The sequence below is a fragment of the Streptomyces sp. JLSY215 genome (assembly GCF_059682825.1).
In genome coordinates this window covers 2,930,624-2,947,614 of the sequence record NZ_CM185022.1, presented here as the reverse complement: position 1 = coordinate 2,947,614, position 16,991 = coordinate 2,930,624, and the positions used below count along the sequence as shown (strand labels likewise).

The window sequence follows — 16,991 nt, the reverse complement described above, 5'->3', positions numbered from 1 at the left end:
CAGACAGTGGGGGCGCTGTGAGCAACATCCCTGAGACGGGCCGGACCTCCCGGGTCACGGTCCGTCTCATCGCGATTCAGATCCTGGTCTTCTCGCTGCTGCTCACCCTCGGCGGCCGGCTCTGGTACCTGCAGATCCGCAACGGCCAGGAGTACGCCAACGAGGCCAAGTCCAACCACGTCCAGCAGGTCGTCGAGCCCGCCACCCGCGGCTCCATCCTCGACGCGCGCGGCGTGCCGCTGGCCGACAACCAGACCCGTCTGGTCGTCTCCGCCAGCCGCACCGAACTGCTGAAGATGAAGGACGACGGCAAGGCCGTGCTGGGCCGGCTCTCCAAGGTGCTGGGCATGTCCGAGCAGGAGATCCGCAACAAGGTCCGGCTCTGCGACGCCAAGACCCCGCAGCCCTGCTGGAACGGCTCCCCGTACCAGCCGATCCCGATCACGGACGAGGCCACCACCCAGCAGGCCCTCCAGATCCGCGAGCGCTCCGAGGACTTCCCCGGCATCAGCGCCGAGCCCACCGCGGTACGCCGCTACGCCGCCCCCGGCGACGCCAACACCGCCCAGGTCCTCGGCTATCTCTCACCGGTCACCGACGCCGAGATCAACAAGGCCAAGAACAGCCGCTCGCCGCTGCTGCGCTCGGACCAGATCGGCCGGTCGGGGCTGGAGCGGACGTACGACAGCGATCTGCGCGGCAAGGCCGGCGTCACCCGCTACGAGGTCGACAACCTCGGCCGGGTCATCGGCAAGGCCAAGAGCGACCCCCAGGTGCCCGGCGCCAACGTCATCACCAGCATCGACGCCCGCGTCCAGGCCGTCACCGAAAAAGAGCTCGACCAGGCCATGAAGGACGCCCGCAAAGAGGTCGACAAGAACACCGGCACCAACTACAAGGCCGACTCGGGCGCCGCGGTCGTCATGGAGGCCAAGACCGGCCGGGTCGTGGCGATGGCCTCCAGCCCCGCCTACGACCCCAACGCCTGGGTCGGCGGCATCTCCGGCAAGGACTACGCCCACCTCACCGGCAAGAAGTCCAACTACCCGCTGCTCAACCGCGCCATCCAGGGCCAGGCCGCCCCGGGCTCCATCTTCAAGGTCATCTCGACCACGGCCGCGGTGAACGCCGGCTACCCCTTCGACGGCCACTATCCCTGCACCAGCTCCATGAACATCGGCGGCCAGACCTTCAAGAACTTCGAGTCGGAGAACTTCGGCCCGATCAGCCTGGGACGCGCGCTGGAGGTCTCCTGTGACACCGTCTTCTACGGCCTGGCCTACCAGCAGTGGCAGAGGGACGGCGGCAACAACCCCAAGGACCCCGCCGACTGGTTCTACAAGACGGCCCACCAGTTCGGCCTCGGCAAGGAGACCGGCATCGACCTGCCCAACGAGGTCAGCGGCCGGGTCCCGGACCGTCAGTGGAAGAAGGACTACTGGAAGGCCAACAAGGACGGCTGGTGCGCCCAGGGCAAGCACGCCGACGACTACGTCTCCAAGATCGCCAAGGAGAACTGCGAGTCCGGCATGAAGATGCGCGCCGGTGACTCCGTCAACTACTCCATCGGCCAGGGAGACACCCTCGTCACCCCCATCCAGATGGCCACCATCTACGGCGCCCTCTCCAACGGCGGCACCCTCTACAACCCGACCGTCGGCAAGGCCGTCGTCAGCCCCGACGGCAAGCACGTCCGCATGATCAAGCCCCAGTCGCACGGCGAGCTGCCCGACAGCCCCAAGACGCTCCGGCAGATCGACAGCGCACTCGCCGGTGTGGCCACCCGGGGCACCGCCGCCTGGCGGTTCGGCGGCTGGCCGCAGGACAAGATCCCGATGCACGCCAAGACCGGTACCGCCGAGGTCTACGGCAAGCAGACGACGTCCTGGTTCGCCACGTACACCAAGGACTACACGATCGTGATGACGATCTCCCAGGGTGGTACGGGCTCCGGCGCCTCCGGTCCGGCCGTGCGCAAGATCTACAACGCCATCTACGGCGTCAGCGACAGCGGCGACATCAACAAGAAGGCCGCGCTGCTCCCGGCACCGGAAGCCCGGCTGCCCAAGATCGAGGACGACGGCACGATCCAGGCCCAGGCCATCAAGCCGTACGTCCCGCCGAAGCCGTCGTCATCCGCATCGGGGAGCCCTCAGTGACGACCAGCCATACGTCCCGGACGTTCTCCATCCGCCGCTACAGCCCCGAACTCGGCACCTGGGGCAAGCTCACCGCGCGCGACTCGCTGGTCCGCAAGCTCGACTGGATACTGCTGCTGGCCTGCGTGGCGCTGTCCATGATGGGCGCGGTGCTGGTCTTCTCGGCCACCCGCAACCGCACCGAGCTCAACCACGGCGACGAGTACTTCTTCCTCCTGCACCACCTGCTCAACACCGGCATCGGACTGGCGCTGGCCACGGCCACCATCTGGCTCGGCCACCGCACCCTGCGCGGCGCCATCCCGGTCCTCTACGTCCTGTCGGTGATCCTCGCCCTGCTGGTGCTGACCCCGCTGGGCGCCACCATCAACGGCTCGCGCTCGTGGCTGGCGATCCCCGGCGGCTTCTCCCTCCAGCCCGCCGAGTTCGCGAAGATCACCATCACGCTCGGCATGGCGCTCATCCTCGCCTCCCGGGTCGACGCCGGCGACCGCCCGCACCCCGACCACCGCACCGTCGTCCAGGCACTGGGCCTGGCGGCGATCCCCGTCGGGATCATCCTGCTCATGCCGGACCTGGGCTCGGTCATGGTCCTGGGCGCCATCATCCTCGGCGTCCTGCTCTCCTCCGGGGCCTCCAACCGCTGGATCCTGGGCCTGCTGGGCACCGGAGTCGTCGGCTGTCTGGCCATCTGGCAGCTCGGCCTGCTCGACGAGTACCAGATCGCCCGCTTCGCCGCCTTCGCCAACCCGAGCCTCGACCCGGCCGGCGTCGGCTACAACACCAACCAGGCACGCATCGCCATCGGCGGCGGCGGACTGACCGGCTCCGGCCTCTTCCACGGCAGCCAGACCACCGGCCAGTTCGTCCCCGAACAGCAGACGGACTTCATCTTCACCGTCGCCGGTGAGGAACTCGGCTTCCTCGGCGCGGGCATGATCATCTTCCTGCTGGGCGTCGTCCTGTGGCGCGCCTGCCGGATCGCCCGCGAGACCTCCGAGCTCTACGGCACCATCGTCGCCGCCGGGATCATCGCCTGGTTCTCCTTCCAGGCCTTCGAGAACATCGGCATGACCCTCGGCATCATGCCCGTCACCGGCCTCCCGCTGCCCTTTGTCTCCTACGGCGGTACCTCGATGTTCGCCGTGTGGATCGCCATAGGGCTGCTGCAGTCGATCCGGGTGCAGCGCCCGGTGTCGGCGGGCTGAGGCGCACTGCCACGCCCAGGGGCCCGGGACATCTGTCCCGGGCCCCTCGGCGTACGGCTCGCACCACAGAGGCCCGGTTGCGCGCACCCGTGCTCCCGGTGCCCCCGGCGGCGCCGCCGGATGGGTGGTCGCCCGTGGGCGGGGTGGCTAGATTCGATGCATGGCGGACACCGTGCGCGAGATCGAGCGGAAGTACGAGGCCACCGACGAGACACAGCTGCCCGACCTGACCGCCGTGGACCGCGTCGCGGCCGTGGTGGAGCGGGGCGTGGTGGAGCTGGACGCCACGTATTACGACACCGCCGGCCTGCGACTGGCCGCGGCCGGCCTCACGCTGCGCCGGCGTACCGGCGGCGAGGACGCGGGCTGGCATCTGAAGCTGCCGGTCGCGCTCGGGGTCCGGGACGAGGTGCGTACGCCGCTCTCCGACGCGCCGCCGCCGGAGCTGACGGCGCTCGTACGGTCGCGGACGCTCGGCCGGGACCTGGCGCCCGTCGTCCGCCTGCGGACCCGGCGCACGGTGCGGCTGCTCCGGGCCGCCGACGGCACGGCCCTGGCCGAGCTCGCGGTCGACGCGGTGCGGGCCACCCGCGCCGACCAACCCGGCACCGAGGCCCGCTGGCACGAGATCGAGGTGGAGCTGACGGGGGAGGGCGGCGGCGATGCCGCGCTCCTCGACGAGGTCGGCGAGGTGCTGGCCGCGGCGGGGATACGGCCCGCCTCGGCGGCGTCGAAGCTGGCGCGGGCGCTGGCCGAGACCGCCGCGGAGGGCGCGCCTCGCGGGCCCGGGGAGCCCGGCAAGCGGTCCGGCAAGCCCGCCAAGGGCTCCCGCAAGCGGTCCGGCAAGAAGGCGCGTACGGCCGGTGACATCGTCCTGCGGTACGTTCGCGAGCAGGTGCGGGTGATCATCGAGCTGGACCCGGCCGTACGCCGCGACCTGCCCGACTCCGTGCACCAGATGCGGGTCGCCACCCGCCGCCTGCGCAGCGCGTTCCGCTCGTACACCAAGGTCCTCGACCGCGCCGTCACCCGCCCCATCGGGCTCGAACTCCAGTGGCTGGCCGCGGAGTTGGGGGTCGACCGGGACCGCGAGGTGCTCACCGCGCGGCTCGGCGCGGCCCTGGCGCAGGTGCCCCGGACGCTGCGGCTCGGCCCGGTGTCCGCCCGGCTGCGCATCTGGTCGCAGCGGCGTCGTCAGGGCTCGCGCCGGGAGGTGCTCGCCGTACTGGACGGCGAGCGCTATCTGGAGCTGCTGCGGAGCCTGGAGGCGCTGCTGGCCGATCCTCCGCTGCGCGGGGCCGCCGCCCGGCCGGCACCGGAGGTGCTGGTGAAGGCCGTGCTGAAGGACTACGCCCGGCTGGCCGGCCGCGTCGAGGCCGCGCTTCAGGCGCCGCCGGGGCCCCGCCGGGACGAGGCGCTGCACGGCGCCCGCAAGGCGGCCAAGCGGGTGCGGTACGCCGCGGAGGCGGCCCGCCCGGTGCTCGGCAAGCCCGCACAGAAGTTCACCAAGCGAACCAAGCGGGTGCAGCAGGTGCTCGGCGACCACCAGGACAGCGTGGTCGCCCGCGGCGCCCTGCGCGAGCTGGCGACCGGGGCCCAGCGGGCCGGTGAGGGCGGTTTCACCTTCGGCCTGCTCTACGGGCGCGAGGAGGCTCTGGCGGCGGAGCGGGAGCGGGAACTGCCCAGGGTGTGGGCGAAGGCGGCCCCGCCGTCCCGCTGGTAGTTCTCCGCCCGTACGGGGGGTGCCGTCGGCCGGGTTACGCTTGAGAGTCGCCCTTGCCAGCTCACGAAAGTTCGTCGAGATGTCTGCCGAATCGGTCTTCCCACAGCTCGAGGCCCTGCTCCCGCATGTGCAGAAGCCCATCCAGTACGTCGGCGGTGAGCTGAACTCCACCGTCAAGCCCTGGTCGGAGTGCGACGTGCGCTGGGCGCTCATGTACCCCGACGCGTACGAGGTCGGTCTGCCCAACCAGGGCGTCATGATCCTCTACGAGGTCCTCAACGAGCAGGAGGGCGTCCTCGCCGAGCGCACGTACAGCGTGTGGCCGGACCTCGAGGCGCTGATGCGCGAGCACAACGTCCCGCAGTTCACCGTCGACGCCCACCGCCCGGTGAGCGCCTTCGACGTCCTGGGCGTCTCCTTCTCCACCGAGCTGGGCTACACCAACCTGCTCACCGCCCTGGACCTCTCCGGCATCCCGCTGGAGGCCAAGGACCGCACGGACGACCACCCGCTGATCCTCGCGGGCGGCCACGCCGCCTTCAACCCCGAGCCGATCGCGGACTTCCTGGACTGCGCGGTCGTCGGCGACGGCGAGCAGGCGGTGCTGGAGATCACCGAGATCATCCGCACCTGGAAGAACGAAGGCCGCCCCGGCGGCCGCGACGAGCTCCTCTTCCGCCTCGCGAAGACCGGCAGCGTCTACGTCCCCAAGTTCTACGACGTCGAGTATCTGGCCGACGGCCGTATCTCCCGCGTCGTCCCCAACCGCTCCGGCGTCCCGTGGCGGGTGTCCAAGCACACCGTCATGGACCTCGACGAGTGGCCCTACCCCAAGCAGCCGCTCGTTCCTCTGGCCGAGACCGTCCATGAACGGATGTCGGTCGAGATCTTCCGTGGCTGCACCCGCGGCTGCCGCTTCTGCCAGGCCGGCATGATCACGCGTCCCGTGCGGGAGCGAAGCATCACCGGCATCGGCGAGATGGTGGACAAGGGCCTGAAGGCCACGGGATTCGAGGAGGTCGGCCTGCTGTCGCTGTCCTCCGCGGACCACACCGAGATCGGCGACATCGCCAAGGGCCTCGCCGACCGGTACGAGGAAGACAAGATCGGCCTGTCGCTGCCGTCGACCCGCGTCGACGCCTTCAACATCGATCTTGCCAACGAGCTGACGCGCAACGGACGCCGCTCGGGCCTGACCTTCGCGCCCGAGGGCGGCTCGGAGCGCATCCGCAAGGTCATCAACAAGATGGTCTCCGAAGAGGACCTGATCCGGACCGTCTCCACGGCCTACGGCAACGGCTGGCGGCAGGTGAAGCTCTACTTCATGTGCGGTCTGCCGACCGAGACCGACGAGGACGTCCTCCAGATCGGCGACATGGCGGTCAAGGTCATCGCCGAGGGGCGCAAGGTCTCCGGACAGAACGACATCCGCTGCACGGTCTCCATCGGCGGTTTCGTCCCCAAGCCGCACACGCCGTTCCAGTGGGCCCCGCAGCTCTCCGCCGAGGAGACCGACGCCCGCCTCGAGAAGCTCCGCGACAAGATCCGCGGGGACAAGAAGTACGGCCGCTCCATCGGCTTCCGCTACCACGACGGCAAGCCCGGCATCGTCGAGGGCCTGCTCTCCCGCGGCGACCGCCGCATCGGCGCGGTCATCCGGGCCGTCTACGAGGGCGGCGGCCGCTTCGACGGCTGGCGCGAGCACTTCAGCTACGACCGCTGGATGAAGGCCGCCGAGGAGACGCTGCCCGCCTTCGGCGTGGACGTCGCCTGGTACACCACCCGCGAGCGCACGTACGAGGAGGTCCTGCCCTGGGACCACCTCGACTCCGGCCTCGACAAGGACTGGCTCTGGGAGGACTGGCAGGACGCCCTCGACGAGACCGAGGTCGAGGACTGCCGCTGGACCCCGTGCTTCGACTGCGGTGTCTGCCCGCAGCTCGACCTCGACATCCAGATCGGCCCCACGGGCAAGAAGCTGCTGCCGCTGACGGTCGTCAAATAGACGGCATCCGTACGCGACACCGGCCCGGCCCCGCACTCCGCGGCGGCCGGGCCGCGGCACACCCGCCGCCACCGCCCCTCCTCGGCCCGGAAAACCGGCCCGAGAAGAGACCGCACCGCCCCGGCGGGAACCAGCTACTCCCACGCCACGTACTCTAGGTAGCAGTACGACCGCACTCACGAAGGACTGAGCGAACTGGGCAAGCGACAGCCCGAAGGCCCGCCGCCCGCACCGGCGGTGCAGCGCATCCGACTGCGCTACACCAAGCGCGGCCGCCTCCGGTTCACCAGCCACCGCGACTTCCAGCGCGCTTTCGAGCGGGCGCTGCGCCGCGCCGAGGTCCCCATGGCCTATTCGGCGGGCTTCACCCCGCACCCCAAGGTGTCGTACGCGAACGCCGCCCCGACGGGTACGGGCAGTGAGGCCGAGTATCTGGAGATCCAGCTCACCGAGCGCCGCGATCCGGTCCGGCTCCGCGAGCTGCTGGACGAATCGCTGCCGGACGGGCTCGATGTGATCGACGCCGTCGAGGCACACACCAGCGGTCTCGCCGACCGGCTCGAGGCCTCCGTGTGGGAGATCCGGCTCGACGAGGTCGAGGCCGACGCGGCCGCGACCGCCGTCGAGGCGTTCCTCGCCGCGGAAGAGGTGCAGGTCGAGCGCCGCACCAAGAACGGCATGCGCAGCTTCGACGCCCGGGCGGCGGTGCTGAGTCTGGAGGCCGCCGAATGCTCGGGCGATAGGCCCGACGGCAAAGCCTGTGCGATACTGCGGCTGGTTGTTCGGCATCTGACACCTGCCGTACGACCCGACGACGTCCTGTCCGGTCTCCGAGCTGCGGCCGACCTGGCGCCGCCGGTCCCCGCTGCGGTGACCAGGCTGGCGCAGGGGCCGCTCGATGCGGAGTCCGGCACGGTGACCGACCCGCTTGCGCCCGACCGCGACGCTGCCACGGCCGCCCCATCAACGGCCGCCGGAACACGTGCCGCGAAGGCGGCGAGCGGGGCCTCCCCGGCAGCCGGGGATGGCACTGCGTAGGACCGTCGTCGCCGCGTCGCCGATCAGCCAGGGAACGTCCCCGGCCGGCAGACGCACTGACCAGGAGACTTTCGCCGGTCCCCGACCTACGGGCCCGGCGAGCGAGACGACAGCTCCCGTGCGGCGCCCACGCCCCGGACGGCGGGACCGCGCTCATCACGCGGACCGCAGCCGGAATCAGGCGCGGCGCCCGGGAGCGTGACGGGAGAACCGCCCGCATGCTCGAACCAATTGAGCCCAACGAATCCGCGCAGTCCAAGGACCGTGGCGTGGATGACAATCATTCACCGAGCGACACCCTGCCGCCGCGCCGCAGGCGCCGTGCGGCATCCCGCCCGGCCGGTCCGCCGGCCGGCACCGCCGAGACCACGGTGGTGAGCACCGAGAGCCCGGCCGCGGCGCAGCCCGCCGCCGAGGAGTCCACCGCGTCCGCGGTCATCACCGGGGACGAGGCCAAGCCCGCCCGTACCCGCCGCCGTGCGACCCGTAAGGCCACCGCGCCCGCCGGTGCCCCGCAGGTGAGCGAGGCCGAGGAGGCCGAGGCCGAGGCCGTCGTCGAGACCCCGGCGGCCGAGGAAGCGGCCCCGCCGGCCCGTACGCGCCGCCGCGCCACCCGTAAGGCCACCGCGCCCGCCGGTGCGCCGCAGGCCGTCGCCGCCGAGCCGGCTCCGGTTGCGGTCGAGACGCCGGAGCCCGCCGCCGAGGCCGCCCCGGCCGCCGTGCAGGAGTCCGTCCAGGAGGACGCCAAGCCCGTCCGTACCCGCCGCCGTGCGACCCGTAAGGCCACTGCGCCCGCCGGTGCCCCGCAGGTGAGCGAGGCCGAGGAGCCCGCCGCGCCGGTCGCGCCCGCCGCCGCACCCGTGGCGGAGGAGGAGCCCGCCGAGGAGCCCGCCGCCGAGGCGAAGCCCGCCCGTACCCGCCGCCGCGCGACCCGTAAGGCCACCGCACCCGAGGGCGCACCGCAGGCCGTCGAGGAGGCTGCCCCCGCTGCCGCCGCGGCCCCCGCCGCCCGGGAGGCCGAGCCCGTCGAGTCCGCCGAGCCCAAGCGCCGCCCGCGGCGCCGCGGTGAGCGGGCCGCGGAGCCGGTCGCCGAGGCGCCCCGCGCCGAGGAAGAGGCCGCGCCGGAGGCCCCGGCACGCGGCCGCCGCCGCGCGCAGCGTCCGCCGACCGCCGTCTTCCAGGCGCCGGTCTTCACCGAGCCGATGTTCCAGACCCCGGAGAGCGCGGCCGCCGCGCACGCCGCGGCCCGCCAGGAAGAGGCCGCCGTCGAGCCGGCCGCCGAGGAGCAGCCCGCCCCCGGTGCGCGCCGTCGCCGCCGTCGTGGTGCCCCGGTCGAGCCGCAGGCCGCCGCGCCGGTCGAGGAGCCGCGTGCCGAGGAAGCCGCCGAGGCCGCCGAGCCCGAGGAGGCCGAGGAGGCCGAGGCGCACGGCGACGAGGAGTCGGGCGAGCGTCCCTCGCGCCGCCGTCGTCGCGGTGGCCGTCGCCGCCGTCGCGGTGAGCTCGCCGAGGGCGTCGAGGAGCAGCCCGAGCAGGGCCGTACGGCCGAGGAGCCGCAGGCCGAGGAGGCCGCCGAGCCCGAGGAGGCGGAGGAGGCCGAGGAGGAGGCCGCCGAGGAGCAGCCGGGCGGCGGCTCCAGCAGCAGCCGTCGTCGCCGTCGCCGTCGCCGCCGCAGCGGTGAGCCCGGCGAGGCCGAGGCCGGTCAGACCGACGACCCCGAGCGCACCGTCGTCAAGGTCCGCGAGCCCCGTAAGAAGGACGAGTCGACCGGCGCCGACGAGGTGCAGTCGATCAAGGGGTCGACGCGTCTGGAGGCCAAGAAGCAGCGTCGCCGCGAGGGCCGCGAGCAGGGCCGCCGCCGGGTGCCGATCATCACCGAGGCGGAGTTCCTGGCGCGCCGCGAGGCCGTCGAGCGGGTGATGGTCGTCCGCCAGAGCGGCGAGCGCACCCAGATCGGCGTGATGGAGGACAACGTCCTCGTCGAGCACTTCGTCAACAAGGAGCAGGCGACCAGCTACGTCGGCAACGTCTACCTGGGCAAGGTGCAGAACGTTCTGCCGTCCATGGAGGCCGCCTTCGTCGACATCGGCAAGGGCCGCAACGCCGTCCTGTACGCCGGCGAGGTCAACTTCGAGGCGCTGGGCATGGCCAACGGCCCGCGCCGCATCGAGACCGCGCTGAAGTCCGGCCAGTCCGTGCTGGTGCAGGTCACCAAGGACCCCATCGGCCACAAGGGCGCCCGCCTGACCAGCCAGGTCTCGCTGCCCGGCCGCTACCTGGTCTACGTGCCCGAGGGCTCGATGACCGGCATCAGCCGCAAGCTCCCGGACACCGAGCGGGCGCGGCTGAAGCAGATCCTCAAGAAGATCGTCCCCGAGGACGCGGGCGTCATCGTGCGCACCGCCGCGGAGGGCGCGAGCGAGGAGGAGCTGGCGCGCGACGTGCAGCGCCTCCAGGCGCAGTGGGAGGAGATCCAGAAGAAGGCGAAGGCCTCTTCCACCAGCTCTCCGTCGCTGCTCTACGGCGAGCCGGACATGACCGTCCGGGTCGTCCGCGACATCTTCAACGAGGACTTCTCCAAGGTCATCGTCAGCGGTGACGACGCCTGGGAGACCATCCACGGCTATGTCGCGCACGTCGCCCCGGACCTCACCGACCGGCTGCAGAAGTGGACCTCGGACGTCGACGTCTTCGCGACGTACCGGATCGACGAGCAGCTGATGAAGGCGCTGGACCGCAAGGTCTGGCTGCCCAGCGGCGGTTCGCTGGTGATCGACAAGACCGAAGCCATGGTCGTGATCGACGTCAACACCGGGAAGTTCACCGGTCAGGGCGGCAATCTCGAGGAGACCGTCACCAGGAACAACCTGGAGGCGGCCGAGGAGATCGTGCGCCAGCTGCGGCTGCGCGACCTCGGCGGCATCATCGTGATCGACTTCATCGACATGGTGCTGGAGTCCAACCGGGATCTGGTGCTGCGCCGGCTGCTGGAGTGCCTGGGCCGCGACCGTACGAAGCACCAGGTGGCCGAGGTCACCTCGCTGGGCCTGGTCCAGATGACCCGTAAGCGGGTCGGCCAGGGCCTGCTGGAGGCCTTCTCCGAGCCGTGCGTGCACTGCAACGGCCGCGGCGTCATCGTCCACATGGACCAGCCGACGTCCGTCGGCGGTGGCGGCAAGCGCAAGAAGAAGGGCAAGGGCGCGCCGGCCGAGCCGCACGTCCACGAGGTCGAGGCGGCCGAGCCGACGCCGGACGGCGGCGCGCCGGAGCTGGAGCCCGCCCCGGTGACCGAGGCCGAGCTGCAGCCCGCGGTGGCCGACACCGACGAATGGTTCAGCAGCCCGGCGGAGGCCGAGGCGGCCGCCGGACGAGGCCGTGGCCGTCGCCGGGTGAGCCGGAAGGTGTCCGCTCCGGCGGGCGCCCCCAAGGCCGCCGCGGAGGCCGCCGCGATCGTGGTGCCGGCCGAGCCGGTGGCGGAGCCCGTCGCCGAGCCCGAGCCGGTCGCGGAGGCTCCGGTGGCCGAGCCCGCGCCGCCGCGTCCGCGCCGCCGGGCGACCCGCAGGGTGAGCGCTCCGGCGGGATCGCCCGAGGCGTCCGGTGAGGCCGCGGGGGCCGTCGTCATCACGGCGCCGGTGGCGGAGCCCGTCGTCGAGGCGGTTGTCGAGCCCGTGGCGGAGCCGGTGACGGAGCCGGCCGAGGCCGAGCCCGAAGCCGCGCCCGCCGCCAAGAAGACGGCGAAGAAGGCGACGGCCAAGAAGGCCGCGGTCAAGAAGACGACGGCGAAGAAGACCACGGCCAAGAAGACGGCGGCGAAGAAGACCACCACCGCCAAGAAGGCCACGGCAGCCAAGAAGACCACCACGAAGAAGGCGACGACGAAGAAGGCGGCGGCCAAGAAGACCGCAGCCGCCGAGCAGGCCCCGGCCGCGTCGGTGTCGGCATCCGCGGAGGACTGAGCACGACAACGGCCCCGGACCGCTGCGGTGGTCCGGGGCCGGTTTGACCCTCTGGTCAAGGCCCCGTAACCTTGACCGTCGGTGTCTGTGTGGCACCAAACCCCTGAGCAAACACCTCTCGGTCCGCCGAGAGAGGCCGCTCGTCCACTCGGATTCCACGGGCCGTATCCCGAGCCCGTGTGAGCGGCTGGCATCAGAGGATCCGTTTCTAGTGAAAGAGAGTTCCGCGTGTACGCGATCGTGCGCACCGGCGGGCGCCAGCAGAAGGTTGCTGTCGGCGACGTCATCGAGGTAGACCGCATTTCCACCAGCAAGGTCGGCGACAGCGTCGAGCTCTCCACGCTGCTGGTCGTCGACGGCGACGCGGTCACCAGCGACCCGTGGGTCCTGGCCGGCGTCAAGGTCCAGGCCGAGGTCGTCGACCACCACAAGGGCGACAAGATCCGGATCCAGAAGTACAAGAACAAGACCGGCTACAAGAAGCGGATCGGCCACCGCCAGCTCCACACGGCGCTGAAGATCACCGGCATCGACGCTCCGGCGAAGTAAGGGACTGAGGAGACATGGCACACAAGAAGGGCGCATCGTCCACTCGGAACGGTCGCGACTCCAACGCTCAGCGGCTCGGCGTGAAGCGCTTCGGCGGTCAGGCCGTCCTCGCCGGTGAGATCCTGGTCCGCCAGCGTGGCACCCACTTCCACCCGGGCACGGGCGTCGGCCGCGGCGGCGACGACACCCTGTTCGCCCTTGAGGCCGGTGCGGTGCAGTTCGGCACCCACCGTGGCCGCAAGGTCGTGAACATCGTCCCGGTCGCCTGATCACGGCACGGACGTAGCACAGCACCACCAGGGGCGGACCGCCTTTTCCCGCGTGAGCGGGAAGGCCGGTCCGCCCTTGGCGTGTTACGACAGAGACATTCCGCAGTACGCAGACAATCCCGTTTATCTGGAGGCACCCCAACCATGACCACCTTCGTGGACCGCGTCGAGCTGCATGTCGCCGCGGGTAACGGAGGCCACGGCGTGGCCTCCGTGATGCGGGAGAAGTTCAAACCGCTGGGCGGCCCCGACGGCGGCAACGGCGGCCGCGGCGGCGATGTGATCCTGGTCGTCGACCAGGCCGTCACCACGCTCCTCGAATACCACCACCACCCGCACCGCAAGGCCACCAACGGTGCGCCGGGCGCGGGCGACAACCGCTCCGGCAAGAACGGCCAGGACCTGGTGCTGCCGGTGCCCGACGGCACGGTCGTGCTCGACAAGAACGGCGAGGTCCTCGCCGACCTCGTCGGCCAGGGCACCACCTTCATCGCCGGTCAGGGCGGCCGCGGCGGCCTCGGCAACGCCGCGCTGGCCTCGGCCCGCCGCAAGGCCCCCGGCTTCGCGCTGCTCGGCGAGCCCGGCGAGGCCCGCGACATCGTCCTCGAGCTGAAGACCGTCGCGGACGTGGCCCTGGTCGGCTACCCCAGCGCCGGAAAGTCCTCCCTCATCTCGGTCCTCTCGGCCGCCAAGCCGAAGATCGCGGACTACCCCTTCACCACCCTGGTGCCCAACCTCGGCGTGGTGACCGCCGGTTCGACCGTCTACACCATCGCGGACGTCCCCGGTCTGATCCCCGGCGCCAGCCAGGGCAAGGGCCTGGGCCTGGAGTTCCTGCGGCACGTCGAGCGCTGCGAGGTCCTCGTCCACGTCCTGGACACCGCGACCCTGGAGTCCGACCGCGACCCGGTCTCCGACCTCGACACCATCGAGGAGGAGCTCACCCAGTACGGCGGTCTCGACAACCGTCCCCGGGTGGTCGTCCTCAACAAGATCGATGTGCCGGACGGCAAGGACCTCGCCGACCTGATCCGGCCCGACCTGGAGGAGCGCGGCTACCGCGTCTTCGAGGTCTCGGCGGTCGCCCACATGGGCCTCAAGGAGCTGTCGTACGCGCTGGCCGACATCGTCGCCAAGGCCCGTGCGGCCAAGCCCGTACAGGAAGCCACCCGTATCGTCATCCGGCCCAAGGCCGTGGACGACGCGGGCTTCACGGTCACGGCCGAGGGTGAGAACTTCTTCCGCGTGCGGGGCGAGAAGCCCGAGCGCTGGATCCGCCAGACCGACTTCAACAACGACGAGGCCGTCGGCTACCTCGCCGACCGCCTGAACCGCCTGGGCGTGGAGGACGCGCTGCGCAAGGCGGGCGCCCACGCCGGCGACGGCATCGCCATCGGCGCCGAGGACAACGCCGTCGTGTTCGACTGGGAGCCGATGATGGCGGCCGGGGCCGAGATGCTGGGCCGCCGCGGCGAGGACCACCGTATGGAGGCGCCCCGGCCGGCTGTGCAGCGCCGCAGGGACCGCGACGCGGCGCGGGACGAGGCCGACGAGGAGTACGACGGCTTCCGCCCGTTCTGACGGCGCAGCCGACGGCCCTTCGGGGACGGGCGCGCCACGCACCGGCACGGGGAAGGCCCCGGGAGGATCTCCTCCCGGGGCCTTCCCCGTGTCGCAAAGCCGCTGTGCGGGCCGTGAACGCCCCGCTGCGGGCTAGACGGCCGCCGGTGCGTCCGGGGCGTCACTGGACTCGTGATCGGCGCTCTCGGCGGCGTCTGCGTCCTCCGCGGCGCTCTGTCCGCGCTGGCCGGGGATACCCGCCAGCCGGGTCTCCATCCGCACCCGCCGCTCGTCGGCCTTCGCGCACAGCGCCATCGCGGCCTGGTTGAAGCGCACCGGGGACGGCGGGTCGGACGGTCCGAGCAGGTGCTCCTTGAGCTCGGCACGCTCGGCGGCGAGGGTGTCGCGCTCCGGGTTGCGCACGGCCTCCAGGAGCGCGGTCACGCCGTCCGCCTCGGGGGTGAGGATCGTCGCCGCCCGGACGGTCGGGAAGTTGGCCCGGAAGTCGGCCTCGTCCATCCCGGAGGTGTTGGCGACCGCGTACGGCTTCTCGCTGGTCAGGTAGTCGGAGACGACGCTGGAGACATCGCTGATCAGCACGTCGGCCTGGTTGAAGCAGCCGAAGATGCCGGGCTTGGCGGTCGTGATGATCAGGTGCTGCCACTCGGGGAAGGAGTTCCAGTACGCCTCTTCCCAGGCGTCCACGGCGGCCGACACGGCGGCCGCGCGGCCCTCCTCCGGGGTGCCCTGGAGCCGCATCCGCTCCAGCTCGTCCGCGCTCTTGCGGAAGCCGGAGGTGGTGAGCCCCTGGAGCTCCTCGGCGCGGCGCGCCAGCTCGGCGGCCGCCTCCGGGCCGGGCTGCGCACCGCTGCGCCGGCCGTTGGCCTCCGTGATCATCGCCTGGATACGGGCGTTGGCGGCGCCCGCCTTCGGGTCGACCGAGCCGGTCATCGGGTGCGGCTTGTACAGCAGCCGCACGTTCTTGTCGGCGAGCAGCTCCCGGACGATGTTCTCGCCCGCCAGGATCACCGAGGTGTTGCCCGGGTTGCCGTCCCAGCCCTCCCAGGTCGGGGCGTACAGCACGGTGGTGAGACGGCCGGCCGGGGCGTCGTCGTGTCGCTGGATCGGCCGGATCGGGGAAAGCTGCGGGCGGCCGACCTCGACGACGTCCTTGTCCTCGACGCCGATGTCGGCGAGCTGGTAGCGGTCACGGGCCGCCGGGCCCGCCACCCACACCTCGTCGTACGCCTTCGCGTACGGGTTGCAGGAGGACAGCTTGTCGCTCTCGCCGTGGTTGATGAAGGCGTGCTTGATGGAGGGGATGCGCAGGATCTGCGAGGTCTTGCCGGAGTTCGCCGGGTGCAGCAGGACCTTGAGCGCGGAGTGCTCCAGGCGCATCAGGTTGGCGACCTTGGGGATGCAGACGATCGGGATGTCCGTGGCCTCGATCTTCTGCACCATGAAGCGCTCGCGCAGCACGATGATCGGGTTGCCGTCCAGGTCGGCGAGGGTGCTCAGCCACATGTTCGCCTGGTAGGCGGAGGAGGAGCCGCCGGAGAAGTACATGCCGACGGTGGGCCGGTACTCGGCGAGCCAGTTGTCCAGCCACTCCAGGGCGCGCTGTTCGGACAGGACCCGCTTCTTGGGCAGCAGCCAGGTGCCCAGGTAGGCGGTGCCGGCGGCGGACAGGACCAGCGAGACGGCGATGCCGATGCCGCCCCAGTACGCGTCGGTGGTGATCGCGGTCAGCATCATGCCCGTCGTGGTGGGCACCGAGAAGCGCAGCAGCCGCCGGCCGGTCTGGCGGGAGAGGATGCGCGGCGGGGCATCGGACAGCCGCAGCGCGCCGGCGTCGATGTTCCGCGTCACGAACGGCAGACTGCGGGTCCGCCGGACCAGCACCGCGACCGCCTGGCACACGAAGTGGGTGCCGTAGAAGAGCAGCAGCGTGATGGTGAGCGGCGCCTGCTCCTCGAGCGGGTTGATGCCGTCGATGTGCAGCAGGCCGACCAGTATCAGCATGTCGCGCAGCAGCTGGCGCACCGTGACATCGAACCGGATCCGGCCGAGCACGGACAGCAGGCCGGGCTGCTTGTGCTGGAGGAACAGGTCGAGTCCCAGGTTGACCACGGATGCGGCGATGAACAGCGGGATGACGGGCAGCAGCGCACCGATGAGCTGGGCGGTGAACGCGAGCATCATCGCGAAGAGGGCCGCGAGCTGTACGGCTCGGCGGGGGACGATTCCGGCGGAAGGCACGGGGGAGGGCTCCTGGCAGCAATAAAGGTCAGGGGGGAGGCCGAGGGGGGCGGCCGGGTCCCGCGCTGCGACGCCGCCGGAGCGGCGAAACGGGACCGATGGACACCCGACCGTATGACCTTGTTGGCCTTGGTGACAATCTGCTGTGGCTCTCATCACCGCGAAAGCGGATCAATCGAACGCAACCTGTTGGCCGCGGCCGCCGTCTTAGAAATTCCAGGGCAACGCCGGGACGCCACGATCCCACGGCCGCCCCATGGGCAAGGGG

Annotated in this window: 10 protein-coding genes; 9 read left to right on the top strand and 1 reads right to left on the bottom strand. The window is 71.5% G+C overall.

All coding sequences use genetic code 11. The features are described 5' to 3' along the window. The first annotated feature begins 17 nt into the window (after positions 1–17). The 9 genes from mrdA to obgE all read left to right on the top strand — a co-directional run bounded on the left by mrdA (position 18) and on the right by obgE (position 14,485). Positions 18–2,159: a penicillin-binding protein 2 gene (mrdA, locus tag AC5677_RS13220; RefSeq protein ID WP_497195233.1), complete on the top strand. Its 2,142-nt coding sequence runs from the start codon at positions 18–20 to the stop codon at positions 2,157–2,159. After that, positions 2,156–3,367, top strand: coding sequence for a rod shape-determining protein RodA (rodA, locus tag AC5677_RS13215; RefSeq protein ID WP_497195232.1), 1,212 nt, complete (start codon positions 2,156–2,158; stop codon positions 3,365–3,367). The genes mrdA and rodA overlap by 4 nt, the downstream gene beginning before the upstream one ends. 160 nt (positions 3,368–3,527) lie before the next feature. Continuing rightward, positions 3,528–5,090: a CYTH and CHAD domain-containing protein gene (locus AC5677_RS13210; RefSeq protein ID WP_497195231.1), complete on the top strand. Its 1,563-nt coding sequence runs from the start codon at positions 3,528–3,530 to the stop codon at positions 5,088–5,090. 79 nt (positions 5,091–5,169) lie between these two features. Next, the gene (locus tag AC5677_RS13205) at positions 5,170–7,095 is read left to right on the top strand and encodes a TIGR03960 family B12-binding radical SAM protein (protein ID WP_497195230.1); all 1,926 of its coding nucleotides are present in this window, start codon (positions 5,170–5,172) and stop codon (positions 7,093–7,095) included. A gap of 237 nt (positions 7,096–7,332) precedes the next feature. Next, entirely contained in the window at positions 7,333–8,133 is an 801-nt protein-coding gene (locus tag AC5677_RS13200) for a TIGR03936 family radical SAM-associated protein (RefSeq protein ID WP_497195229.1), read from the top strand. A gap of 218 nt (positions 8,134–8,351) precedes the next feature. Beyond that, positions 8,352–12,086, top strand: coding sequence for an Rne/Rng family ribonuclease (locus tag AC5677_RS13195; protein WP_497195228.1), 3,735 nt, complete (start codon positions 8,352–8,354; stop codon positions 12,084–12,086). A gap of 228 nt (positions 12,087–12,314) precedes the next feature. Then, positions 12,315–12,635: a 50S ribosomal protein L21 gene (gene rplU / locus AC5677_RS13190; RefSeq protein WP_360122475.1), complete on the top strand. Its 321-nt coding sequence runs from the start codon at positions 12,315–12,317 to the stop codon at positions 12,633–12,635. 14 nt (positions 12,636–12,649) lie between these two features. Further along, positions 12,650–12,904: a 50S ribosomal protein L27 gene (rpmA, locus tag AC5677_RS13185; protein ID WP_362708603.1), complete on the top strand. Its 255-nt coding sequence runs from the start codon at positions 12,650–12,652 to the stop codon at positions 12,902–12,904. Between the two features lie 144 nt (positions 12,905–13,048). Then, positions 13,049–14,485 carry a GTPase ObgE gene (obgE, locus tag AC5677_RS13180; protein WP_497195227.1) on the top strand — a complete coding sequence of 479 codons (1,437 nt, stop codon included), beginning with the start codon at positions 13,049–13,051 and terminating at the stop codon, positions 14,483–14,485. Between the two features lie 132 nt (positions 14,486–14,617). Here obgE and AC5677_RS13175 read toward each other — a convergent pair whose 3' ends face one another. Then, the gene (locus AC5677_RS13175; protein ID WP_497195226.1) at positions 14,618–16,723 is read right to left on the bottom strand and encodes a CDP-glycerol glycerophosphotransferase family protein; all 2,106 of its coding nucleotides are present in this window, start codon (positions 16,721–16,723) and stop codon (positions 14,618–14,620) included. Positions 16,724–16,991 lie beyond the last annotated feature (268 nt).

Bases quoted from the DNA above. Each gene is read 5' to 3' on its own strand.
- AC5677_RS13195 (WP_497195228.1), top strand. From the start codon at position 8,352: ATGCTCGAACCAATTGAGCCCAACGAATCCGCGCAGTCCAAGGACCGT.
- rpmA (WP_362708603.1), top strand. From the start codon at position 12,650: ATGGCACACAAGAAGGGCGCATCGTCCACTCGGAACGGTCGCGACTCC.
- obgE (WP_497195227.1), top strand. From the start codon at position 13,049: ATGACCACCTTCGTGGACCGCGTCGAGCTGCATGTCGCCGCGGGTAAC.
- AC5677_RS13210 (WP_497195231.1), top strand. From the start codon at position 3,528: ATGGCGGACACCGTGCGCGAGATCGAGCGGAAGTACGAGGCCACCGAC.
- AC5677_RS13205 (WP_497195230.1), top strand. From the start codon at position 5,170: ATGTCTGCCGAATCGGTCTTCCCACAGCTCGAGGCCCTGCTCCCGCAT.